Origin of the sequence: Paraburkholderia sp. EB58, assembly GCF_050436665.1 — a bacterium.
Classification (GTDB): domain Bacteria; phylum Pseudomonadota; class Gammaproteobacteria; order Burkholderiales; family Burkholderiaceae; genus Paraburkholderia.
The window spans coordinates 308,628-332,403 of sequence record NZ_JBNDMQ010000001.1; the positions used below are offsets into that span (position 1 = coordinate 308,628).

A 23,776-nucleotide genomic window follows, 5' to 3' on the forward strand; every position below is an offset into this window, starting at 1 on the left:
TTCAGTTCTGCTCAGCGCATTTCACTTCACGACGGAGAGCGTGACCGCGAGCCAGATCGCGCTCACGCCGCCGAGGAACAGGCGCCGGGCGACCCGAATCCCGGCGTCGTTGCTTTCCGACTCGACTGGGCGGGTCGCCATAAACGGCACGAGACCGAGGCAGGCGAAGCCGCCCAACGCGAACAGCACTACCAGCATGTCGGTGAATTTCCACGGCGCAGGCTCGTGCACGCCCCAGTAGCCGAGATACACAATCCCGAACGAAAACGCCGTTGCCGACGCCGAACTTAGCGCCACCACCGACCCTGTTGGACTCGGCATCTCGCCCTCCTGTTGCACGCCAGCACGCCAGCACGCCAGCCGCCCAGCGCGGCCTGAGCGATTCTACCGCGCGGCGTGCGCCGTTCTAAAGCGCGCCACGCGGCCAGACTCTATGCGGTACGCGCCTCGCGCGCCTCATAGGCTTTCAGGTGGCTATAGGCGATCCGCAGCAGCGACAATCCCGCGTCGCGCTGCTGGGCAGAACCGCCGCGCTGGATCAGATCGCCCAGGATATGGTCGGCCTCGATACGGGAATGATTCTCGACGTCGCGCAGCATCGAAGCCGTCAGCGGCGACGGCGTGAAGAGCGTCTGATTGGCGCGGGCGTCGAAATGCGGGCCCATCGTAAAGCCGTTGTGCTCCGCTACCGCGCGGCATTCGCCAAGTAGTCCTTCGATCGCGCGGCGGCCGTCCGGTGCACTCAGAATATCCGCCACCGCGCCACGGAACAGGCACGTGCTCGCGGCTAGCGTCGCCAGGAACACCCACTTTTCCCACATGCTCAGCAGAATATGGTCGCTCGACAGGACGTCGAAGCCCGCGCCGGACATTTCCTGGCCAATCGCGCGCACGCGGGCCGACAGCCCGCCTTCGAGTTCGCCGAACGAGATCGAATGCATTTCGTTCAGGTGGACGATCTCGCGCTCACTGTTGAGCGTCGCCGCAATCACGCATTGGCCGCCCAGCACGCGCGCCGCACCGAACTTTTCTTTGAGGACATCGATATGGCGCATGCCGTTGAGCAGCGGCAGGATCAGCGTGGATGGGCCGACCAGCGGCTCGAACGAGGCGATCGCATCGTCGAGGTTGTAGGCTTTGCAGCTCAGCACCACCAGATCGAACGGTTCGACGGTATCGCCCGCCTGCACGGTCTTCACATCGCGCAGCGTAAGGTCGCCACGCGGGCTCTTGATGACGAGACCGGCGCGGCGCAGCTCTTCAGCCCGGCCCGCACGCACCAGAAACGTCACGTCCCGCCCGACATGGGCGAGACGCCCGCCGAAGTAACCGCCCACCGCACCTGCACCCACAACCAGAATTCGCATCACATTGTCTCTCAGGAGGATTTGTCGTTCCGCCCGCGGCCGCCCGCGTCCTCTCCGATCAGAAGGACGCAGGCCACGTACCGGGCATCTGCGTCAATGTAGCAAAAATTCCCGCTTTGCATTGGCGCGGCCGGCGGTTGCCCGCCTTGCACGCCAATGCCGGGTCAGAGAATCTCGAGCGCCAACGCAATCCCTTGGCCGCCGCCGATGCACAGCGTGACGATGCCGCGCTTGAGTCCGTCACGCCGCATCGAGTGAATCAGCCGCGTGGTCAGCACCGCGCCGGTCGCGCCGATCGGATGGCCGTGGGCGATCGCGCCGCCTTCGACGTTGACGAGCTCCTCTGCCAGCCCCAGCTTGCGCAACACGGCGATGGGCACCGCGGCAAAGGCCTCGTTGATCTCGACGCGTTCGACATCCTTTAACTGCCAGCCGGCGCGAGCGAGCGCCATCTGCACGGCGGGCACCGGTCCGAGCCCGAACATGCCGGGCTCGACCGCTGCGACGCCATAGGAGACGAGCCGCGCAAACGGCTCGATGCCGTGCGCCTCGGCAAAGCCGCGCTCCGCGACCACCATCGCGGCAGCGCCGCTGTTCAGACCCGGCGCGTTGCCGGCGGTAATCGTGCCGTCGGGGCGAAACGCGGGGCGCAGCCGGGCCAGGGTCTCGACGGTGGTATCGGCGCGCGGTTGCTCGTCACGCGAGAATTGCTGCGGCCCCTTGCGTCCTTCGATTTCGACGCTCACCAGTTCGGCGTCGAAGCGGCCGCTCGCCTGAGCCGCCGCGAAACGCTGCTGCGAACGCGCGGCCCAGCGGTCCTGGGCGTCGCGGGTGATGTCCATCTGCGCCACGAGATCTTCGGTGTGCCAGCCGGAATGCTCGCCGGAAAACGCATCGAGGAGGCCATCGCGCAGCATGCTGTCATGCACCTGCGCATTGCCCATCCGGTAGCCCCAGCGGCCGCCGTCGAGCAGATACGGCGCGCGGTCCATGTTCTCCATGCCGCCCGCCACCGCCGCGTCGCCCAGACCCAGCCAGATTTCCTGGGCCGCCGAGGCGATGGCCTGCGCGCCCGAGCCGCAGACGCGGTTCACGGTCAACGCCGGCACCGCGACAGGCACACCGCCACCGATTGCGGCCTGACGGGCCGGGTTCATCTTGTTGCCCGCCTGGATCACATTGCCCAATACCACTGAGCCGAGTTCGCCTGCGGCAAGGCCGCTGCGGCTCAGCGTCTCGCGCACGGCCAGCGCGCCGAGGGCTGTCGCCGGCACGTCTTTCAGCGTGCCGTTGTAGGCGCCAATCGGCGTTCTCACAGGATTGCAGATCACTACGTCTCGGTTGCTCATCATCGTCTCTCACATTCAATCAAGTACCGGCCGTCGGCGCCTCGAAGGCTCGAGGCTCGCTTGCCCATCATGTCCGGGGTCCGCGCAGGCCGGTCTTGCGTCCCCGGTGGGTTCAGTTCCCTTCCTTTCGCTCTGGTTCGGTTTGCATGGGTTCGGCTTGTCTGGGTTCAGTTCGCTGCCAACGCAGGCACCGCATCCCATCCGCCACCCAGCGAGCGGTACAACGCCACCGCCGCCAGTGAGTGTGCGCGCTTCGCCTGATTCAGCGCCTCGGAATCGCGCAGATACGCCTGCTGCGCGTCGAGCACGTCGAGGAAGCTCGACGCGCCGTCCTTGTACAACTCGGTGGACAAATGCAGGGCGTGATTCGACGCATCCAGCGCGCCGCCGAGGCGATCCACCTGAACGGCGTCGCTGACCAGATCGCTGCGGGTGTCTTCGACTTCCTTCAGCGCCTGCAGCATGGTCTGCTGCAGCCCGAGTTGCGATTCGCGCATCTTGCTTTCGTTTTCGTCGATGCTCGCGGTGATCCGGCCGGCGTTGAAGATCGGGCTCGTCGCGTTCAAGGCGGCGCTAAAGAGGTTGTCAGTCAGGGTGGGCAAGCCGAGATATGACGACGCCAGCAAGCCATCTGCGAGATTCAGCTTGAACTGTGGATACCGCTGCGCCTTCGCGGCCCCAACTTCCGCTGCGCGCTGTTCGACGCTTGCATAGGCGGTGCGCACGTCGGGCCGGCGCAATAGCGCTTCGGAAGGCAGGATCTGCGGCACGCTCTGCGCCGGTGCCGGAATGTCGCGCGCTTGCGTGAGCAGCAGGTTGTCGACGCTCTCCGGCGTGCGCCCCGAATACACGGCGATCAGGCTCAACTGATGCTGGATCGTGGACTGCACGTGCGGAATCTGCGCCTGCAGGTCCTGCAACTGGTTCTGCGCACGAGCGACGTCGAGCTGCGTCGAAAGGCCGTAGTGCAGCCGCTCTTGTGTGAGCTTGAGCGCGCGGCTGCGAATCTGCTCGTTGTCGCTCAGGATCTGCTGCTCCGACTGCGCCCAGCGCAGATCGATATAGGCCGCGGCCGAGTTGGCTGCGAGTGCGAGCCGCAATTCGTTCAGCGCCGCTTCACGGCCCGCGACCTGGGCTTGCGCGGCCAGCACCGCGAGCCGTTCGCCGCCGAACACGTCCGGCGTCCAGCTAGCCGCCACACCGAAGCCTGCCTGACGCACATAGCCGAGCGGCGGCGGCACGCTTTCGCGCTCATAGGCCGCCGTCGCCGTGGCGTCCAGTTCGGGCAGCAACGTCGAGCGCTGCTGCGTGGTGATGGCTTGTGCCTGCTTGACACGCTCGACCGCGGCCTGCACATCCAGATTGCCGTTCAACACGGATTCGACCAGTTGATGCATGACCGGGTCGCCGAAGCGCGCCCACCAGGCGTTCGCATCCACCGTGTCTTGCGGCGCGCCGACGCTCCACGCCGCAGGCGCTACGGACTGCGCAACGTGCGGGAGATCCGCATGGGTCTCCGGTTGCACCGCACATGCGGCCAGCCCCAGCAGCAGCAACGCGCTCACACCACTTTTTGTTGCGATCAATTTCATATCGCTTTCCTGATTAATTCTTCAATGTGCGTCGGGAGGCGGCGAGCTCAAGCCGAACGGGCGCGAAAACGCCACGCTCAGCAAACCCACCACGAAGCAGAGCGCCACTGCGAGAAAGGCGTCGGAGAAGGTCAGCACGAGCGCTTCGCGCATCAGCAGCGAATGCAGCATGTCGAGGCCCGCATGGGTCGCGTTGAGCGTATTGCCGCCCACCACCGCGAGGCGAGCAGTCTGCTGCTGCAGCAAGCTTTCGATCACCGGCCGCCCGGCGGTGAGGTGTTCATCGAGCCGTTCGTAGTGCAGATTCAGGCGGTCGTTGAGCATGGTGCTGCTCACAGCGATGCCGATGGCGCCGCCCAGATTGCGCATCAGATTGAACAGGCCGCTGGCCGAGCGCAGCCGCGATTGCGGCAGCGAGCCGAGCGCCATGGTCACGATCGGCGGCACGCAAAACTGCTGGCCAATGCCGCGCAAGGCCTGCGGCAACAGCAATTCCTGCCAGCCCCACTGACTGGTCAGCGGCACATACAGGTAGCAGCCCAAACCGAAGCACGCGAGGCCGAATACCATCAGCCAGCGCATGTCGATAAAGCGCGCCAGCGTCGAATAGGCCGCCAGCGCCATCAATTGAAAACATCCCACCGACAGCAGCGCCAGACCGATCTGCAACGAGTCGAAGCCGCGCACGCGCGCGAGGAACACCGGCGTGAGAAACACCGAGCAGAACAGGCCTACCCCGGTAATGAACGACAGCAGGCTGCCAATGCCGAAGTTACGGATTGCCAGCGCGCGCAGATCGACGATCGGTTCTTTGGCCGTGAACGCGTGCACGATAAACAGAAAACCGCAAATCGCGGAAATCCACGTGCACAGCAGGATCGCATCGTCGCCGAACCAGTTCTTACGCGGCCCTTCTTCGAGGACATATTCCAGGCAGCCGAGGAAACCCGACATCAGCAGGATGCCAAGGTAATCGCCCTTTTTCAGCAGCGAAAGATCGACCTCATCGATATGGACGAACTTCGGCACCATCAACGTGACGAACACACCCGGCACCAGGTTCAGGTAGAACAGCCAGTGCCAGGACCACTGATCGGTGATCCAGCCGCCGATTACAGGGCCGATGGTCGGTGCGAGCGAAGCAAGTGCGCCGATCGTGGTTGAGGCGATCAGCCGCTGCTTACCGGGGAATAACACGAATGCGGTCGTGAACACCGTAGGAATCATCGCCGCGCCGAGTGCGCCCTGCAGGCCACGGAACAGGATCATCGAGTTGATGTCCCACGCGAGGCCGCACAGCATGCTGGTGATCGTGAAGCCCAAAGCGGAGAACGCAAACAGCCAGCGCGTCGAGAACACCCGCGTAAGCCAGCCGGACATTGGAATCACCAGAATTTCCGCAATCAGGTACGAGGTCTGCACCCATGACAGCTCATCCTGGCTCGCAGACAGGCCGCCGCCAATATCCCTCAAGGAAGACGCGACGATCTGGATATCCAGCGTCGCCATGAAAAAACCGAGGCACATCAGCGCAAATGCGAGGACTTTGGTGCGGGTCGGCTGGTCAGCGGGATTGAGCGGTGGGTGGGTCATGGTCGGCGTGTCTCAGGCGAACGCGAGGGCGGCGCGAAATGGCGTGGCGCGGGATGGTGTGGCGCGGGGTGGCGTAGGAATTAAGAACGCGCCGGCGCGCTGCTGCCGCTGCCCTCGAGATGAACCTTGACGGTCGCCGACAACCCAGGCCGCAGCACACCCTGCATGTCCTGCGGCACATCGAGGCGAATCCGTACCGGCACGCGCTGCACGATCTTCGTGAAGTTGCCGGTCGCGTTCTCCGCGGGCAGCACGCTGAAGGTCGCGCCGGTTGCCGGGGCAAGACTGTCCACGACGCCGTGCAGCGATTTGCTGGAGGCGTCGAGCTCGACGTCGACCGGATCGCCGACACGCATCTTCTTCAACTGGTCTTCCTTGAAGTTCGCGTCGACCCATAGACCAGACGAAGGCACCACGGTCAGCAGCGAAACCCCCGTATTGGCGAGCAACCCCACCTGGGCGGTGCGATTGCCGACGTAGCCATCCACCGGCGAGCGGATCGTCGTGTATTCGACGTTCAACTCGGCGACGCGCTGCGCTGCCTGCGCCGTCGCGACACGCGCCTCGGCGGCGCCGATCTGCGCATCGAGCACGCTGATCTCACGCTGTGCAGCGAGCAGCGCCGCGCCGCTGCGATCCACCGCGGCATGTGCCTTGACGAGGTCCGCGTCGGCCCGCTCGACGACCTGGTTGGACACCGCCTCGTCCTTGACGAGCTCGCGGTAACGCGCCTGATCCAGAGTGCTGCGGGTCAACTCCGCGCCCGAAGCTTTCACTTCGGCTGCCTGCTGGTTGATCGTCGCCAACTGCAGCGACTTCTTCGCCTGCAACTCGGTAACCGACGCCTGCGCGCTCTGCACGTCCGCGTGCGCCTGGGCAAGACGCGCGTCGTAATCGCGCGCGTCGAGCCGCACCAGCACCTGACCCACCTGCACATGCTGGTTATCGCGCACCAGCAGATCGGTCACAAAGCCGTTCACCTTCGGCGCCATCACCGTGACGTCACCGCCGACGTAGGCGTCGTCCGTACTTTCGACAAAGCGGCCGACGATAAACCAGTACGACAGCGCGGACGCCAGCACCACCACCACGGCGATCACCGCAAGCAGCATCCACGGGATGCTGCGGGCCTGTTTCGCGACACCGGCGGCGCCAGCCGGTGCAAGAGTAGAAGGAGTCGTGGACATGGTTGTATGTGCGTATGCACTAAATAATGGTCAAAACAGGCGTGAAAAGCACGCCACCCCTTACCTGCTATCCGATACATCAAGCCTTCGTCATCGCAAACAACTCGTGCCGCAGCGACGCCGCGCGTTGGGCGCCAAAGCTGCGCTCGAACTCTTCCTGCGCGGCGCGCCAGCGAAGCCGCGCCGCGACGAGCTTCGCCTCACCGGCCTCGGTCAGGGTAAGCGCCAGCTCCCTGCTCTTCCCTTCCGAGCTGCGGCTCAACAACAAGCCATCGCGCTGCAGCGGCTGGAGCGCTCGCACGAGCGTGGTCCGCTCCATCACCATCTCATCGGCCAACTTCTTCATCGTCATGGGCGCCGCCCGTTTGATCCGGCTCAGGATCGAGAACTGCGTGATCGTCAAGCCAACCTGCGCCATGTGCCGATCGTAGAGTTGCGACACGTAGCGGGCCGCCTGGCGGATCGCAAAACAGTCGTCATCGGGCAGCGCTTCCATATCGTCCATCCGTGTCCCAGATGCGGAGTGCATACGCACTTAATTGAGCAAAATATTGCCGCCAACCTTACAGCGATTCACGGTGTGATCCGTCCTCGCGCTCAATCCGCGGTTAAGCCAAACAGCTCCGCACGCAACGCTTTGGCCCTGGCATGGCCGAACTTGCCTTCGAACTCCGCCTGCGCGTTGCGCCACGCTGCAGCGGCCTTGGTAAACGTCGCCTTGCCGCTCGCCGACAAGCTGAACAGATACGTCCGGCCGTGGTGCTCCGACGCTTCACTGACCACCAACCCGTCGCGCTGCAACGGTTTGAGCGCGCGCACCAGCGTCGTGCGGTCCATTACCATCGCATCCGCCATCTCGAGCATGGTTGCGGGCGCGCGGCGCGCCAGTTTCGCCATGATCGTGAACTGCGCAGCCGTCAACCCCACCTCGCCCAGGTGGCGCTCGTAAATCTGCGTGACGTAGCGGGCAGCCTGCCGCAGCGCGAAGCAATTGCACTCGTCGTAGGTGAGAGGTCCGTTCATGCGATGCAGTATATGTGTGCGTACACACAGAGTCAATGGGGCAAGGAAAACGAAAACTACTTGTAATATTCATACAAGGATTATTACAATACCTTACAGTCTGATTCGTTCGGGCTTACGACCAGCATGAGCGCTTGCCGTAACTTGCACGAGCGCCTGCCCGGTGCCGTATTCCAATCATTTTGCTGACGCGAGGGGCCAACACGTCATGTCAACGGTAACCAGTACTTCCAATTCTGCGAGCACATCGATTCAGGACGCAGCGCAATCGATCATCAGTGGTTCGACCAAATCGAACACGGACGTCAACGCCATCATCACGGCGCTCGTCAACGCGAAAGTGGCCGGCAAAACGGCGGCGCTCACCGACCGGGCCACCCGCGACAACAATCAGTTGACCGCGATCGGCATGCTGAACTCCGTGCTCTCGCTGCTGCAAAGTGCCTTGACGCCGCTCGCAAACGGCAGTGCCTTCAATATGTTCACGGCATCGGCCAGCGGCAAGGGCCTGACCGCCTCGGCCGGCCAAGGTGTGGTGGCGGGAAGCTACGAGGTCGACGTCAAAAACATCGCTGCTTCGCAATCCATCACCTCTGGTGCGTTCACCAGCAAAACGGCGCTCGGTGCGGGCTCGCTCACTTTGTCGGTAGGCGGCAAAAGCACCACCATCAACATCGAAAGCGGCAAGAGCACGCTTGCCGATATCGCTGCGGCCATCAACTCGGCGTCTGGCAATCCGGGAGTCTCGGCCACGGTCGTCAACGGGGTGGACGGTGCGCATCTGATGCTGCACTCCACCTCCACGGGTCTCGCGAACGGCATCAATATCCAGGTGAAGTCGGATAGCGCAGATCTCAACAAGCTGAGCGTCAAGACCAGCGTCTCGACCACCATACCGGCCACCACCGAGGTGGACGACTCCGGCAACTGGAAGCAAAGCGTCGCCGGGCAGGATGCGCACCTAAGTATCTCCGGCATGGAGATCGAGAGCGCGAGCAATACCGTCACGTCCGCTATCGACGGCCTGACACTGAACCTGTCTGCCGATGCGGTGGACAATCCGCAAACGCTGACGATCGCGCAGGACGTCACGGACCAGAAGACCGCGATCAGCGCGTTCGTCACGGCGTACAACAACTTCGTCACCAGCGCCGCCTCGTTCGCCGGTTTCGATGCCACCAAGAAAGCCGGCTCGCAGGGCGGCGTGCTGCTCGGCGATACCACCCTCAATGCGATCCGCAACACGCTCTCCGGGGCAATCAGTGGTGGTGGCCTAAAACAGGGAAGCGGAATGGCCAATCTGGCGGCCATTGGCATCACGCTTCAGAAGGACGGCACGCTCAAGACCGACGACGTCAAGCTGACGACCGCGTTGACCACCGACCCGATGGGCGTCGCCAAGCTCTTCAACTCGAAGACCGGTCTGGCTGCCTCGATGAATACGTCGTTAACTTCGTTTTTGAAGACCGGAGGCACGCTCAATGCCCACAGCAACGCGCTGACTGCGGACCTGAAGTCGATCTCCGCCCAGCAGGCCCAACTGACCGCTTACACGGACAAGCTGACCAAGGGTTATAACGCCCAGTTCACGGCGCTTAATAACCTCATGACGCAGATGAGCCAGAACGGTGACTATCTGACCGCGCTGTTTGGCGGGCAGAATAGTGCTGGGGCGTTGGCGAATAATAAGTAAGCTCGCGCTTAGCTGAAGCAGCGCCGCGGGCACGCGGCGCTGCTTCGAAGGGGGCGCGTAGCGTCGGCGAAAGTCATGCCTGCCACCGCCCCCGGCACGCAGACCAGCCCGCTCACAGCAGCCGATGCGCCAGCCGCGCCGCAGCCCGCGCGGTGCGTTTGTCCTGGTCGAGTGAAGGGTTGTACTCGGCGATGTCCGCCGCGCGTAGCTTGCCGGAGGCGCGCACCCGTATCACCATCGCTTCGACGACCGCCAGCGGAACGCCCAACGCCGCAGGTGCCGATACGCCGGGCGCGGTCGCGCCAGGCAGTACGTCCAGATCGATGGTCAGGTAGATATCGTCAGCAGCTTCGATCAACGGTGCCAATTGAGCCAGCCGTTGCGGCAATTGAGACTCCTGCATGTCCGTATCGAGCACGTACCGCACGCCGAGTTGCTGCGCCCGTGCGAACAGCGCCGCTGTGTTGGCGAGGTCGCTGATCCCGAAGCACGCATAATGGAACGGCACGCCACGCGTCGCGCAATCACACGCAATCTGATCGAACGGCGTGCCGGAATTCGCCGGACGCGTCTGGCGTAAATCGAAGTGAGCGTCGAAGTTTACAATCAGCAGCCGGCGTTCGGGGCGCTCCGCCAAATGAGCACGCAAGCCGCTATAAGTGCCCCACGCCACTTCATGGCCGCCGCCGAACACCAGCGGCCGCCCTCCGCACTCGAGAATCTCCGCAACAACTTGGCCCAATGCGTGTTGTGCAGTTTCGAGGTCACCGTCGTCGCAAACCACATCACCGGCGTCGTGCAGTGCCGTCAATGCCTTCGCAGGCAGGCCCGCCAACGCACGCCGTAACTCCTTCGGCGCATGCGCCGCGCCAATGCGCCCCTGGTTGCGGCGCACGCCTTCGTCAGAGCCGAAACCGACAATCACCGGCGTATCGTCGGCGACCCGCTTCCCGGCAAACCGCGTGACCTGGCTGAACACACGTCGAGTGTCGCCTGGCTCGCCGTCGTCGCAGCGACCGCTCCACACCTTTTCGTCGAACGGAACTCTCATGCGCGCGACAACACCGCCTGCAGAAAGGCACGCGTACGCGGTTGCGTCGGCGCAGAAAAAATCTCCGACGGTGGCCCGGCTTCGACAATCACGCCGCCGTCCATCACCACCACCACATCGGCGACTTCCTTGGCAAAGCCCATTTCGTGCGTGACGACCACCATTGTCATACCTTCGCTCGCCAGCAACTTCATGACCTGCAGTACTTCGCCGACCAGTTCCGGATCGAGCGCCGAGGTGGGTTCGTCGAACAGCATCACACGCGGCTGCATGGCGAGCGCCCGTGCAATCGCCACGCGTTGCTTCTGACCGCCCGAGAGACTGGCGGGCATCACATGGGCCTTGTGCGCGAGACCCACCTTTTCGAGCAGCGCCATGGCCGCGGTTTCGGCTTCGGCCTTGCTTGCACCGCGCAGCATGCGCGGACCAACGGTAATGTTATGCAGTACCGACAGATGCGGAAACAGATTGAACGACTGGAACACCATGCCGACTTCGGTGCGCAACGCATTGAGCGAGCGCTCTTTCAGCATGACGCCGTGATCTACGAGGCGATGGCCGCAAATATCCACGGTGCCGCCTTCGGCCTGCTCAAGGCCATTGCAGCAGCGCAGAAAGGTGCTCTTGCCCGAGCCGCTTGGGCCGATCACGACCACGACCTGTTGCGGCTGAATATCGAAGTCAATGCCGTTCAATACCACGTGCGGGCCGAACGATTTGGTCAGTCCGCGAATCTGGACGATGGGTTGCGATGCGTTGCTCATTGCACCATGCCTCCTGCACGCAAACGGCGCTCGACGCGATGCAGTGCGTAATTGGTCGCCTGGGTCAGCACGAGATACACCAGCGCAATGGCCAGGTACACCTCGAGCGAACGGTACGACACGCTGATGATTTTCTGACCTTCGTGCATCAGATCGTCGATCGTCAGCAGGGAAACCAGCGCCGAGTTCTTGATCAGCGCGATGAATTCGTTGCCGAGCGGCGGGATCATCCGCACTACGGCCTGCGGCAGGATGACGGCGCGCATCGCCTGGCCCGAGGACATGCCGATCGAACGCGCCGCTTCCATCTGTCCGCGGTCGACCGACTGGATCGCTCCACGCACGATCTCCGATACATAGGCAGCCGAATACAGTCCCAACCCGAGCACGCCGCACACGAACGCCGGCAACAGGATGCCGAACTGCGGCAAGCCGAAGAACAGCAGAAACAGTTGCACAAGCAACGGCGTGCCGCGGAAGAACGTCAGGTAAGCCGTGCAAAAGCCGTACAGCACGCGGCGTTTTGGCGTGAGACGGCCTATGCCGATCAAAAGACCGAGCACGCAACTGAGCGCGAGCGCCGCGGCGGTCACTTCCACCGTGACGAGCGCGCCGTGCAAGATGTCGGTCCAGCCGGCGATGACCGGCGAGAAATCGAGTTCCATCTGTGTGATCCGGCCGGTTATTGCGCGTCAGCGCCGAACCACTTGTGGACGATCGCCGTGTAGGTGCCGTCGGCCTTGATCTTGGCGAGCGCGGTGTTCAACGCGGCCTTCAATTCAGGCTCATCCTTGCGCACGGCAATGCCGTATTGCTCCGTGGTGAGCTGCTGCGTGATCACGCGAAAGCCGCCGCGCGTTTTGGCCAGTTGATACGCTGCGGGCTTGCCGGTGACGGCCGCATCCGCCCGGCCGATGCCGACCAGATCGAACATTTCCTGATTCTTCTCGACTTCGACGCGCTGCACTTGCGGGTAATTGTCACGCAGGAAGTTGACCGATTTCGTGCCCACCTGCACCGAGACCTTCTTGCCGTTCAGATCGGTCAGCGCCTTGATGGGCGAATCGGTTTTCACCAGTGCGACGAGGCCGCCCGCGTAGTACGGATCGGTGAAGTCGACCACCTTGGCGCGCTCGTCCGTGATGTAGATTGCCGAGATCGCAACGTCGAAGCGGTGTGCGATCAGGCCGGGAATCAGCCCCTTGAAGTCGATGTCGGTCCATTGCACGGTTTTGCCCATCGCCTTGGCGAGCGCATTCATGATGTCGATGTCGAAGCCGGTACGCGCGCCGTTTTCGGTGAATTCCATCGGCGGGAAGGTCGCGTCAGTAGCGACCTGCAGCACGTTGGCGCCTTGCGCCGAGGCGGTGCCGGAGAAGCCGGCAAACGTGACGGCGAGCGTCAGGCAGGTGAGAGAGAGCAGGCGTTGCAGTTTCATGGCGAAGCTCCAAAAAAGGATTAGGGCGAGGATCGATTCGAAATCGGGATCAGACAAATCATTCGGATTGCAGATGCTCGGAAATGGCGCGGGCCGTGCGTAGCGTCCCGTCGATAAACTGGTTCTCGTGGCCGGCGGCGCGGGTAGACGGCGCCATCAGCGTGATCGATGCACTGCAGCCCGCCGCGCGTCCGCCGCGACGGAAGATCGGCGCGCTCACGCCCCACACCCCCGGATCGACTTCGCTGTCACTGACTGCGTAACCTTGGCCGCGGATCTGCATCAGTTCGGCTTCGAGTGAGGCACGTCCTGTTGCGTCATGTTGGAACGTGCTGTCGAGCACCTCGGTGCGGGCCTTGTCGTTCATGAAGGCGAGCAACGATTTGGCGGAGGCGCCGGCTTTCAAGGGCACGGCCCGCCCCTTCTCGAAGGAGCAGCGCAACGAATGCTGGCTCTCGACCATTTCGAGGCACATCACCTGATTCTTCACTGCGACGACGAGACCGATGCTTTCTTGTGACACCCGCGCCAGCACCTGCATTTCGCTGCGGCTCGCTTCGACGAGCAGCGAATTGACGTCGAAACCGAGCGCGAGTTGCAGGCTAATCGGGCCCGGTGCGTAGTGGCCGGCGTTTTCCGCGACGAAACCCCAGCGCTTGAGCAGGGCGATCTGCCGGTAGAGGGTGCTTTGCGCGAGTCCGGTGATGGACTGCAGGTCGCGGACGGACAACGCTTTGCCATGACTGGCCAGCGCTGCGAGGACGAGCAGCACACGTTCTGCACCGGTGACATTCTGTTCCGCGTTCACGGCCACGACACGACGAATCACAATGCAGTGAGGATGCCAGAACGTTCTCAGATTTCAAAAATAGATTTCCCACCCGGTGGGAATGGGAGAGGAGGGTTTTCCCGTGAAGTGGAGGATGTGCTCGTGCATCTGTGCAAGGAGCCGCCTACCTTTCCGTGGATGAAGCTCTCCGGACGATGGATCGAGACCGCTGGTTTCGAGCCCGGACAGCGCGTGCGTATCACCGTCGAGCACCAGAAACTCATCATTACGCCGCTTTAAATACAGAAGGGCCGCAAAGCGGCCCTTCTGTGATACCACAAACTCCTGGCAATAGCCGGGACCTTAGCCGATTGTTGCATCGTTGACGATCCGGAATATCTCATCCGTGTCGTCTATGACGCTTTCATCGCCAGCGAACTGAGACATCTCCAATCTTCCGTCTTTAAATACATCGATCTCAATCCGCTTGCCAGGCAGCGTCAGAGAAACCAGCACCGAGTCTATACGGTGCCGACTTAGACTGTAGTACAGCCGCCGGCTATCGAACTCTTCCAACAAGTCGTACAGCGCGTGGGTCATAGCGCCTCCATCAAGTTCACTTTCTGAACCGGCCGTCGTTCAAGAGCTTCCAAGCCGTCTTGGCACCACGGTCTCCGCTTTGCGCCAACGCCCTGATTTCAGCCAAGGTCATTCCCAGATATTGCCCCGGGAAAACCCGCCGAACACTAGCTTGGCACTGGTCAGAAATAATATCGTCAGCGGTCGGAATCGATGCCAGACCAAGCGGATCGATGTTTTGAACCGGATTACCGTTGACATAAGCATACGCATTCGTCTGCCCACTCGCCCAGCCTATGGGGTCTTCGCTGATGAACCTTGAGGTGTTCGGATCGTAATACCGCTCCCGATAGTAATACAACCCCGTCCCATCATTCTCCCGCGCAGTGTACTGCTGCACGTTCACATCATCATCCCCGCTCAGCTTCGTCTGTCCGTAAGGCTCATAGCTATACTGCGTCCGGATTCGCTGACCCGCATCCGTCAGCGCGATCACATTGTTGTTGCCGTCGCGCAGCACATACCGGTCACCGCTCGCATCATCGCCAATGCGCCGGTAGGTCAGTTCGTCCACGCCAATCTCGGGGTACGGCGAGAACACCCGGATACGCTGCGACCAGTCCCCGTCAGGAATCGAGAAGTTCAGTTCATCCCCGATCCACACCGTCTGCATCCGGTCGCCATTCACCGTGCGGTCCCGGCGCCGGCCCAGCGCGTCGTAGCTAACGAGCGCCGTGACGGCACCATTGATCTGTTCCGCGTCGCGATCGCAACTCACCGTCGTCGCTCAGAAACCGGCACGCCTGCCCTTCCATATGCGCAAGGAGCCGCCCACCTTCCCGTGGATGAAGCTCTCCGGACGATGGATCGAGACCGCCGGCTTTGAACCCGGATCACGCGTGCGTATCACCGTCGAGTACCAGCGGCTCATCATTACGCCGCTTTAAAACCAGAAGGGGCCGCAAAGCGGCCCCTCTGTGATGCATCAGGCAATTTCAAGGATTCGACCCGCCAGACGATGGCACAAAGTAATTCCATCTCTCTGGCAGTTTCCTTATAGGTCCTGGAGTGTCCTTATAAATTTCGATCTCCTGGCATATCCCGTCGATCACATGCAGCAGAACATGCACGTCGAAACCATCTGTATCCGGCGCATATAGTTCAACCGGCACCCTGGCAATAACCGACGCCGTTACAGCGTTTTTTATCTGCAAGCCAAGGCTACCTTCATCATCGATCTCGCGCACATTGCACGACCCTAGCTGCTCCCGGATCTCCTCTACCCCCGGGAAATCGGAAGCAACGAGTAAATCCATCAGTTCTCGCTCGTGCGTTGTAGGCTCTCGATAGCCAGGAGTCACCATGGGAAATATGTTCCTATATGTACGCCGCCGTTGATAGGCATCCCTCGATACTGGATTCTCGTACCGTCAACAACTACCGTTCCCCAAAAGCCAGCGCCGATGCTGGTTTGCGGTAGCAGTGGCTGTACCTGCGCAGATATCGCACCTTCAACACACTGTGCCGAAAGCCCCGTATCGGCAAGATGTCGTGCGCCATGGCCGAAGGTAATGCTAGCTTCACCGGTAGGGTCCGTGAACTGAACCGGATTGCCGTTGACGTAGGCATACGCGTTCGTCTGCCCACTCGCCCACCCGATCGGATCCTCACTGATGAACCTTCCGGTGCTCGGGTTGTAATACCGCTCCCGATAGTAATACAACCCCGTCCCATCATTCTCCCGCGCAGTGTACTGCTGCACGTTCACATCATCATCCCCGCTCAGCTTCGTCTGTCCGTAAGGCTCATAGCTATACTGCGTCCGGATTCGCTGACCCGCGTCCGTCAGCGCGATCACATTGTTGTTGCCGTCGCGCAGCACATACCGGTCACCGCTCGCATCATCGCCAATGCGCCGGTAGGTCAGTTCGTCCACGCCAATCTCGGGGTACGGTGAAAACGCCCGGATACGCTGCGACCAGTCCCCGTCAGGAATCGAGAAGTTCAGTTCCTCCCCGATCCACACCGTCTGCATCCGGTGGCCATTCACCGTGCGGTCCCGGCGCCGGCCCAGCGCGTCGTAGCTGAACAGTGCTGTGACGCCGCCACTCATCTGGCTCAACAGACCCTGTTCGTTCCAGCCGTACTGGTTCACCCCGTCGTTGGCGAGGTTACCGTTCAGGTCATACGTCAGGTCCCTGCCCGCCCAATGCGTCAACTGGTTCGCCGCGTTGTACTGCGCGTCGTCCACCGCCTGCGGCAGACTCACCCTGGCGAGGCTTCCGCCCGCCTTCGTGCGTCGCCCCGCCTGGTCGTAGCCATATGTCAGGTCGCCCAGCACGCTGCCATCGGACCGCCGGTACGTGATGCCCGTCAGCTCGCTCGCCGCATCCCATGCGTAGTCCGCCGTGATCCCGTTGGCCAGCGTCGCCTGGCTGCGCCGGCCCAGCGCGTCGTATGCGTAGCCGAACGTCTGTGCCGCATCGTCGTTCACCTGATACTGGATCTGCGTCACGCGGTGTTCCGCGTCGCGGCTGTACCTCACCGACGCCCGATCCATGTCGAACCCCGCCAGGTCCCGCGTTTCGTTGTCGTAGCGGTACGTCCAGAGTCCCTGCACCGACGGCCAGTCGAATGTGCGGGTCAGCTTGCCGGTGATGCTGTCGTAGTTGAACAGCGTATCGACTTCGGTCTGGACCCGGGCGTCGCCGCCCGGAATCAGGTCCCGGATATTGTCGAGTTTGTCGAGTCCGTAGTTCCAGCCATACCGCCAGCTCCGGCGTGGCGGTGCGTCGGCACCCGGCAGGAAATCGGTCTCCGATAGTCGCCCCGCTGCATCATACGCATACGTCGTCACCTGTCCCTTGCGATCGGTTACCGTTTCCAACTGGCCCGCGCTGTTCCACGTATACGCTTCGCTACGGCCCAGCGGATCGGTTTCGCTGACCGGCAGGCCAATGGCGTCATAAGCGTAGCGAGTCGTGTCGCCGCGCGCATCGGCTTTACTCAGCAGATGCCCGTTGCGGTCCCACGTGAAACGCGTCACCCCGCCCAGCGCGTCTGTGACGTCCGTCGTTCGGTCAAGCGCGTCCACCGTGCGGCTCGTCTTATCGCCCAGTGGGTCCTGCACGGCCGTTACACGACCGGCGGCATCGGTCGTGATCTGCGTGGTCCGCTTCAGCGGATCCATAACGGCGCTCAGATCGGGCCCGTTGTATGTGAAGCGGGTTACCCCCTTGAGCGCATCGGTTACGGTGAGCGGCCGGCCCTGCGTGTCATTCGTCACGGTGGTACGGTTGCCCATCCGGTCGGTAACGGTCAGCAGGTTGCCACGCGCATCGTAGGTGTAGACCGTGCTGACGCCCCGCTGCGGATCGCCCGCCTGCGCTTCGGTGAGGATCTGGTTGAAGCTGTCGAAAGTACGTGTCAGCAACGGGCCGTACTGGTCGGCTTCGGTAATGCGATTGCCTTGCGCGTCATAGCCGAACGTGTACTGGCGGTCCGTCGATGTGAGGTTCGTCACCCGTCCCGTGGCGTCATACGTGAAGGTCTGCACTTCATCCATCGCCCGGCCAGCAACATCCCTCTGCCCGTAAGGATAGGTGTTGCGCACCACGTGACCACTCGCATCGAACTCCACACGGCGGATGCTCGCACGCCGGTCAGTAATGTCAGTCAGCGTGACCTGGCCATTTGTCAACGTGTAGGCAAAATCGAACGTGCTACCGTCAGCCAGCGTCTGATGTGTCACCCGGTCATTGTCGTCGTAGGTGTTGACGACCTGCTGATTGCCTTCCGGATCGGTGACGTTGACCAAACGGCTTTTGCTGTCCCAGCCGTATTTCCAGGCACCACCGCCCGCGTCCGTTACCTGAATCAGCCGGTCCTGACTGTCGTATTGATACCCGACCTGCCGGTTCAGCGGATCTGTGACCCGGCTCACTAGCGGCGTGCCGAGGCTCCCGGTGATGGAGGTGAACGCCAACACCCGGCCGCCGGGGCTGGTGATGCTGGTGACCGCGCCTGTCGTGCTGTTGCGCGCAATCACCACGACGTTGCCGTTGCGGTCCTGCAGGCGGCTCAACCGGTAAATGCCGCCAATCATCGTGAACTGCTGCACGCGACCGTCACTAAAGGTGAGGACCTTGGTCGTGCCGGTGCGGTCCGCATCGCTGATACTGGCCTTGTAGTAGTCGCGCGCGTCGGTGAGGTTGTCCCACGTCGAACTAGTGCCCGCGCGCAGGGTGAACGTGACCCTGATACCGCTTGGCAGGTATAGCTGGACCGACTGCCGCACACCACTGCTATCCGCGGCGCTCAACGTCAGGTAGCTGTCGTAGTTGAACGTCGTCCCGATGCCGAAGGCGCCGGCCATCGGCCTGCCCGACGTATCGTAGGCGCTGCTCCGATAGACCCGCGCGAGATCCAGCGCGATCGTTGTGTCGGCGAGATGCAGGTCGTGCGCAACCAGATGGAACTGGCCCGTGTAGAGCCTGACCGGATCGCCACCTGAGGTGCTGCCGCCGCAGCCAGCCGTCGCATCGCCACCGCTGCAACCACCTGTCCCGCCGGGTTGGCCGTCTAACTCGTCGCCATCGATCACCACCCCCTCGTCGGGCGAAATTGGTTCGACTGTGGCGCCAGCGGACGGACCGTTGCAGTACGCCGCAATGGCATCTGGGTCCGCACACGAGTGGCTTCCCATGGTGAAGTGGGCAGTCGCCGCCTGCGCTTTACATAGCGGAGCGGTAGGATACGCCCCTACCGCCGCATACAGCGACGAACAGTCGACATCGGCGCGCGCGCGGCACAACAAACCACGACAGCAGAACCAATAGCAACAGCAGGGATGAGCGCATCAACGATCGCTGACGCCAAGAACACACGCGTGTAATTCGAATTGCGTCCATGACTGATTAATCGTGAAGAATCAACGGAAGGGGAAATCCGCGTAATCAGTGTGCAGCTGGCTGATCAATCGCTTTTGCCGGAGACTTACCGGTACGGTGGGAAGCGCTTTCTGCAGTCTGACGCCGAATCGCAGTGATATTGCCGGCCGCGTCGTAGTCGTAATAGGCCGTGTCGCCGGCTACCGTTACGGAAGTGAGTCTGCCGAGGGCGTCATAACCGTAGGTGATATCGTCGGCATGAGCGACGACCGGTGAAAACAGTGCGCAGACCATCAGAGGGCCGACACAACGCCGAAACGCGGTTTGTGTGCAGCTGAGCAACGCTGTTACGACAGAGCAGATCAGCTTAAACGTAATCATCAATATTTCCCTCGAAAAATCCCGATTTTTACAAAATCCAAATTAAATCGAGCCTCGATTAGTTTACGCAAACAATGAATGAAATAATTTACAGATCCGCCAACAAACGCAGTAACGCCAAACGCGCGAGACAGAATGGGAATTTCTCACCCATTGGCCGCCAAAGCAACATCACCTATTGCGCAAGAATATTACACACATTGAGATCGAAGCAACGGAAAAACGAATATTTAAAAAATAAAACCCGATGTTTCAATATTAACTCCAATAATTTCCACCATTTCATTTAACAAAATAATGCAAGATTAAGTCAAAAACTTAAAGGAAAAATTAAAAAGGATTCCTCACTCCAAGTCCTCCGAAACTCTGTGCCACAAACGAGAAACGGGAATACGAGTGCACGAGGATCGATGAGTTTGCGGCCCAACACAGACTGATCGCTGATGGGAGGAGCACGCGAAGTGTCGAGCAAGATCACAATCGGCCGATGAACCGTCTGCCAAGACGACGCATCGTGCGCTGCTCCGGATTGTTCGCAGCGTACATCTCCTGAAACGGGAGGCTCAAAGCGGCAGCACACTCACCCCCACTTCCACGCGATGCGCACCGCCGCCCAGAATCATCCCGCGCAACAAGGAAACATCGCTGTAATCACGCCCAATCGCGAGCGTGACGTGATCCATATCGGCGAGCACATCATTAGTCGGATCGAGATCGATCCAGCCACTCCCCGGGCAATACACCGAAACCCACGCGTGCGACGCATCCGCCCCAATCAACCGCGGCTGCCCCGGCGGCGGATCGTTGCGCAGATAGCCGCTCACATACCGCGCCGGCAATCCAAGCGAGCGCAGGCACCCAATCATCACCTGCGCAAAGTCCTGGCATACCCCGCTCTTCAACTCGAACGCGCGCTCGGCCGGCGTATCGAACATCGTTGCCGAAGGTTTGTAGTCAAAGTCGCGGTAAATGCGATGCATCAGATCAATCGCCCCGGCCGCGATCGACGTGCCCGGCGTGAAACTCGGCAGCGCATAGGCTCGCAACGCCGGCCGCAGCGTGATATTCGGCGAAGCGAAACAAAACTCCACTTCAGGCCGAAACTCGCCGCCCACGCAAAAACGCAGCGCCTCGGCCACCTCCTCCCACTCAGGCGTGGTCTCAGGATCGAGACTAGTCCAACGCGGCGTCAGTTGCACCGTCGTTTCGCTGACCATCTGCAGACGCTCGTGCGGAGAATCGAGCGTGAAATACAGCACGTCGTTGCCGAACGCATCAATGCGGCTATGCATGTACGACGGTTCCGGCTCGATCTTCTCTTCATGCGAGATGACGCGCTGCCAGGCGCACACCAGCGGGCGGATGGTCGCCAGGTGCTGCGCGGTCTCGACGAAAGTCGAATAACGGTAAGTGGTGCGGTGCGAGACCGACAGGATGGTCTGTGCAGTCTTCATGACGATACCTGCGAAGCGAGCGTGTTGGCGTGGCTGAAGTAGCGCGCGCTGATTTCGTTAGCCGCCGCGGCGGCGAAAGCGCCGAGGTCGTCGCACACCTGGATCAGCGCCGGGTAGGCGCCGTGCTCGTCCCTTTCGCACAGGCGTTCGAGCGACGGCAGCGTGTCGGGCGGCGGCATCAGATCGACAAACGCGCGGTGCCGTGTGCCGCCCGCCGCAATCGTAATCTCGTCGAGCTTGCCGCACAGGCGTTCGTAGACACCGTACAGGCCGCGCGGATTGGTCGGCTCGACCACCAGCAGGTCGAGCAGCGCCGGCACTTCGAGACGCCCCGGGTACAGCGAGCGGTAGGTCAACGTGCTGTCGAACAGCTGCAGCAGCAGGTCGAAGCCAGCGGGCGTTGCGAGCTGCCCCTTGTCGGCCACGACGCGCAGGATCGACGTCATCGAGGCGACCCGTTCGATATGCCGGCCGGCGAACAGCAGGCGCCACGCTTCGTCACGAGTCATGCGGTCACCTTGCGCGCCGCTGATCGCCGAAAGCTTCGTGGCCAGATGTTCGAGCGCTTCCATCAAGGTGACGCGGTCGTAGCGGTCATGACGGCCGCCCGCTGCCACGGATGCGCCATTGCCGTTCGTAGAGCTCGCATTGGCGGCCGGCATCAGCTTCTGCAAGGCATCGCGAAAGTCGTTACGGGCGGCGAGAATCGTGCGCCAGTGGTCGTTCGAGAGGCGGCCGCGAATCTCGCCGCTCGCCCGGACCTGCGCGTTCAGCACCTGTCCAATACTGGCCGGGCCCGTGGTTTCATGCAGGTTCGCCACCAGCGTGCGCTCGAAGGCCTGCAGCGAATCGTCGGTGCGCACGTCGCCGAATTGCACGAGCCCGCAGTACAGCGCCAGTTCGACCAGCGTCTCAAACATGGCGTCCGCATCATTGCTCTCCAGCGAGCCGAGGATCAGGCGCAACAACCGCACGTTGTTCTCGGCGCGTTCGCTGTACCGCCCGGCCCAGAACAGATTCTCCGCGGCGCGGCTCGAGACCGTGCGATGCTTGCGCGCGAGATCGGCGGGCTGCATCGGCGAGGGCAACAGCGTGAAGGTGGAGATCGGCTGGCTCGACAGCACCCAGGTATCGACGCTGCTGCCGCCGAACTGCATCGACACGGTAGCCTGCCGTTCCGCGGCGAGACGCGTGAAACCGCCCGGCATCACATGCCAGCCGCCGTTGAAATCCGCGATGGCATACACGCGCAGCACCGACGGACGGCGGCCAAGCGTGCCGTCCTCGTAACGCGGCGCGCACGAATACGGCAGCGGCCGTTGAATCGTGAAGTTATCGGGCAGCGCTTCGATCCGGTCGCGCCAGGCATCGAGTTGCTGCACGCCTTGCTCCAGCCCCGGCGGACTGTCGCGTTGCGCAGCCGGCCAGGTCGGCACGAGGAAGGCTTCGTGCAGATGCGCAAAGGCGTGCTCACGCGCGGCCTCCTCGCCGCACCACCAGGTGGGCACGCCCGGCAGCAACAGGTCTTCGCCCAGCAGCGCCTCGGCAATGCCCGGCAAAAAGCCGTGCAACGCGGGGGATTCGACAAAGCCCGAACCCGGCACGTTCGAGACGATCACGTTGCCCGCCCGCATCACCTGCAACAAGCCCGGCACGCCGATGGTCGAATCCGCGCGCAGTTCGACCGGATCGCAAAACGCGTCGTCGAGGCGCCGCACCACCACATGCACACGCTCGAGGCCCGCCAGCGTCTTCAGATACAGCATGTCGTCGCGCACCGTGAGGTCTTTACCCTCGACGAGCGTCACGCCCAAATAACGCGCCAGAAATACGTGCTCGAAATAGGTTTCGGCGAATGGCCCCGGCGTGAGCAGCGCGATATGCGGCGAGCTGTCCTCGGCGTCGCCGTGCATCACGGCACGTGCCGACTGCACCATGGTGGCGATCAGTTGCGAATAGGTCGGCGCGAGGCGGCTCACGTGCAGGGAACGGAATGGCTCGGCGAACTGGCTCGAAACAATCAGCCGGTTCTCCAGCGCGTAGCCGAGGCCCGAAGGCGCCTCGGTGCGATGCGACATCACCGTCCAGTTGCCGTTCGAGGCGCGCGCCAGATCCACCGCCACGACCTGCAGATACTGTCCGCCCGGCGGCGTGAAGCCGCGCACCGAACGCAGATAACCCGGATGGCCGAACACCAGCGCCGGCGGCAACTGGCCGCGCTGCAGCAAGGTCTGCGGGCCGTAGACGTCGGCCACTACCGCGTTTAACAGTTGCGCGCGCTGCATCACGCCCTGCTCGATCTCGGCCCACTCGGCCTCGTCGATCAGGAACGGCAGCAGATCGAGCGCCCACGGTCGCGGCTCGCCCTTGTCCGCGTAGACGTTGTAGCTGATGTCGTTATCGCGGATCTGCTGCGCGACCGAGGCGGTGTTGTTTTCGAGCCCGGCAATGCCGTCTTCGCCGAGTAAATCGAAAAACTGCCGCCATGGTTCGCGCAACGCCCCGGACGAATCGAGCAACTCGTCCCAGTGCCCATCGCGGACCGGCAGCACCCGCAGGAGCGACAGCGCATCCGCGTGAGCCGCGGTTGCCTCAAAGGGAAAAGTCGATTGAAAGGCCAAGGTCGTATCGGGTTAATTGTTTTTCA

23 protein-coding genes are annotated in these 23,776 nt (G+C 62.2%); 3 read left to right on the top strand and 20 right to left on the bottom strand.

What is annotated here, in order from left to right:
* Positions 1-21 precede the first annotated feature (21 nt).
* From P3T40_RS01450 to P3T40_RS01485, 8 genes are all read right to left on the bottom strand, one after another.
* Entirely contained in the window at positions 22-321 is a 300-nt protein-coding gene (locus P3T40_RS01450) for a hypothetical protein (protein ID WP_429265894.1), read from the bottom strand.
* Between the two features lie 110 nt (positions 322-431).
* The gene (panE, locus tag P3T40_RS01455; protein WP_429265895.1) at positions 432-1,367 is read right to left on the bottom strand and encodes a 2-dehydropantoate 2-reductase; all 936 of its coding nucleotides are present in this window, start codon (positions 1,365-1,367) and stop codon (positions 432-434) included.
* 164 nt (positions 1,368-1,531) lie between these two features.
* Entirely contained in the window at positions 1,532-2,716 is a 1,185-nt protein-coding gene (locus P3T40_RS01460; RefSeq protein ID WP_429265896.1) for a thiolase family protein, read from the bottom strand.
* A gap of 167 nt (positions 2,717-2,883) precedes the next feature.
* Complete coding sequence (locus P3T40_RS01465) at positions 2,884-4,308, bottom strand: efflux transporter outer membrane subunit (RefSeq protein ID WP_429265897.1); 1,425 nt, start codon at positions 4,306-4,308, stop codon at positions 2,884-2,886.
* 21 nt (positions 4,309-4,329) lie between these two features.
* Positions 4,330-5,901 (bottom strand): DHA2 family efflux MFS transporter permease subunit, encoded by a 1,572-nt coding sequence (locus P3T40_RS01470; RefSeq protein ID WP_429265898.1) that lies wholly within the window; start codon positions 5,899-5,901, stop codon positions 4,330-4,332.
* Positions 5,902-5,981: 80 nt separating this feature from the next.
* Positions 5,982-7,088 (bottom strand): HlyD family secretion protein, encoded by a 1,107-nt coding sequence (locus tag P3T40_RS01475; protein ID WP_429265899.1) that lies wholly within the window; start codon positions 7,086-7,088, stop codon positions 5,982-5,984.
* 79 nt (positions 7,089-7,167) lie between these two features.
* Positions 7,168-7,584, bottom strand: coding sequence for a MarR family winged helix-turn-helix transcriptional regulator (locus P3T40_RS01480; protein WP_429265900.1), 417 nt, complete (start codon positions 7,582-7,584; stop codon positions 7,168-7,170).
* Between the two features lie 101 nt (positions 7,585-7,685).
* Positions 7,686-8,111 carry a MarR family winged helix-turn-helix transcriptional regulator gene (locus P3T40_RS01485; RefSeq protein ID WP_429265901.1) on the bottom strand — a complete coding sequence of 142 codons (426 nt, stop codon included), beginning with the start codon at positions 8,109-8,111 and terminating at the stop codon, positions 7,686-7,688.
* Positions 8,112-8,319: 208 nt separating this feature from the next.
* Between P3T40_RS01485 and fliD the strand changes: the two genes are divergently transcribed.
* A complete protein-coding gene (fliD, locus tag P3T40_RS01490; RefSeq protein ID WP_429265902.1) occupies positions 8,320-9,804 on the top strand; it encodes a flagellar filament capping protein FliD in 1,485 nt (494 codons plus the stop codon).
* A 112-nt stretch (positions 9,805-9,916) separates the two neighbouring features.
* Here fliD and hutG read toward each other — a convergent pair whose 3' ends face one another.
* From hutG to P3T40_RS01515, 5 genes are read right to left on the bottom strand one after another with little or no spacing between them, the layout of a single operon-like run.
* Positions 9,917-10,855 carry a formimidoylglutamase gene (hutG, locus tag P3T40_RS01495; protein ID WP_429265903.1) on the bottom strand — a complete coding sequence of 313 codons (939 nt, stop codon included), beginning with the start codon at positions 10,853-10,855 and terminating at the stop codon, positions 9,917-9,919.
* Positions 10,852-11,619, bottom strand: a complete 768-nt coding sequence (locus tag P3T40_RS01500; RefSeq protein ID WP_429265904.1) for an amino acid ABC transporter ATP-binding protein — start codon at positions 11,617-11,619, stop codon at positions 10,852-10,854. Before P3T40_RS01500 ends, hutG begins: the two co-directional genes overlap by 4 nt.
* Positions 11,616-12,284 (bottom strand): amino acid ABC transporter permease, encoded by a 669-nt coding sequence (locus P3T40_RS01505; RefSeq protein ID WP_429265905.1) that lies wholly within the window; start codon positions 12,282-12,284, stop codon positions 11,616-11,618. Before P3T40_RS01505 ends, P3T40_RS01500 begins: the two co-directional genes overlap by 4 nt.
* 17 nt (positions 12,285-12,301) lie before the next feature.
* Positions 12,302-13,057: a transporter substrate-binding domain-containing protein gene (locus P3T40_RS01510; protein WP_429265906.1), complete on the bottom strand. Its 756-nt coding sequence runs from the start codon at positions 13,055-13,057 to the stop codon at positions 12,302-12,304.
* Between the two features lie 58 nt (positions 13,058-13,115).
* Positions 13,116-13,865 carry an IclR family transcriptional regulator gene (locus P3T40_RS01515; RefSeq protein WP_429265907.1) on the bottom strand — a complete coding sequence of 250 codons (750 nt, stop codon included), beginning with the start codon at positions 13,863-13,865 and terminating at the stop codon, positions 13,116-13,118.
* Positions 13,866-13,988: 123 nt separating this feature from the next.
* Between P3T40_RS01515 and P3T40_RS01520 the strand changes: the two genes are divergently transcribed.
* Positions 13,989-14,126, top strand: a complete 138-nt coding sequence (locus P3T40_RS01520; protein WP_429265908.1) for a SymE family type I addiction module toxin — start codon at positions 13,989-13,991, stop codon at positions 14,124-14,126.
* A 63-nt stretch (positions 14,127-14,189) separates the two neighbouring features.
* Here P3T40_RS01520 and P3T40_RS01525 read toward each other — a convergent pair whose 3' ends face one another.
* A complete protein-coding gene (locus P3T40_RS01525; protein WP_429265909.1) occupies positions 14,190-14,426 on the bottom strand; it encodes a hypothetical protein in 237 nt (78 codons plus the stop codon).
* Positions 14,427-14,442: 16 nt separating this feature from the next.
* Positions 14,443-15,183, bottom strand: a complete 741-nt coding sequence (locus tag P3T40_RS01530) for an RHS repeat-associated core domain-containing protein (RefSeq protein ID WP_429265910.1) — start codon at positions 15,181-15,183, stop codon at positions 14,443-14,445.
* Positions 15,184-15,250: 67 nt separating this feature from the next.
* On the opposite strand from P3T40_RS01530, the gene P3T40_RS01535 reads away from it, so the two are divergent.
* Positions 15,251-15,352: a SymE family type I addiction module toxin gene (locus P3T40_RS01535; RefSeq protein WP_429266119.1), complete on the top strand. Its 102-nt coding sequence runs from the start codon at positions 15,251-15,253 to the stop codon at positions 15,350-15,352.
* 48 nt (positions 15,353-15,400) lie between these two features.
* Here the strand turns inward: P3T40_RS01535 and P3T40_RS01540 are convergent, their stop codons facing one another.
* The 5 genes from P3T40_RS01540 to P3T40_RS01560 form a co-directional block, all read right to left on the bottom strand.
* A complete protein-coding gene (locus tag P3T40_RS01540; RefSeq protein ID WP_429265911.1) occupies positions 15,401-15,769 on the bottom strand; it encodes a DUF6984 family protein in 369 nt (122 codons plus the stop codon).
* Complete coding sequence (locus P3T40_RS01545) at positions 15,763-19,110, bottom strand: RHS repeat-associated core domain-containing protein (protein ID WP_429265912.1); 3,348 nt, start codon at positions 19,108-19,110, stop codon at positions 15,763-15,765. Before P3T40_RS01545 ends, P3T40_RS01540 begins: the two co-directional genes overlap by 7 nt.
* Positions 19,111-19,360: 250 nt before the next feature.
* Complete coding sequence (locus tag P3T40_RS01550) at positions 19,361-19,675, bottom strand: hypothetical protein (protein ID WP_429265913.1); 315 nt, start codon at positions 19,673-19,675, stop codon at positions 19,361-19,363.
* Positions 19,676-20,238: 563 nt separating this feature from the next.
* Positions 20,239-21,129 carry a transglutaminase family protein gene (locus P3T40_RS01555; protein WP_429265914.1) on the bottom strand — a complete coding sequence of 297 codons (891 nt, stop codon included), beginning with the start codon at positions 21,127-21,129 and terminating at the stop codon, positions 20,239-20,241.
* Positions 21,126-23,750 carry a circularly permuted type 2 ATP-grasp protein gene (locus P3T40_RS01560; protein ID WP_429265915.1) on the bottom strand — a complete coding sequence of 875 codons (2,625 nt, stop codon included), beginning with the start codon at positions 23,748-23,750 and terminating at the stop codon, positions 21,126-21,128. Before P3T40_RS01560 ends, P3T40_RS01555 begins: the two co-directional genes overlap by 4 nt.
* Positions 23,751-23,776: the final 26 nt, after the last annotated feature.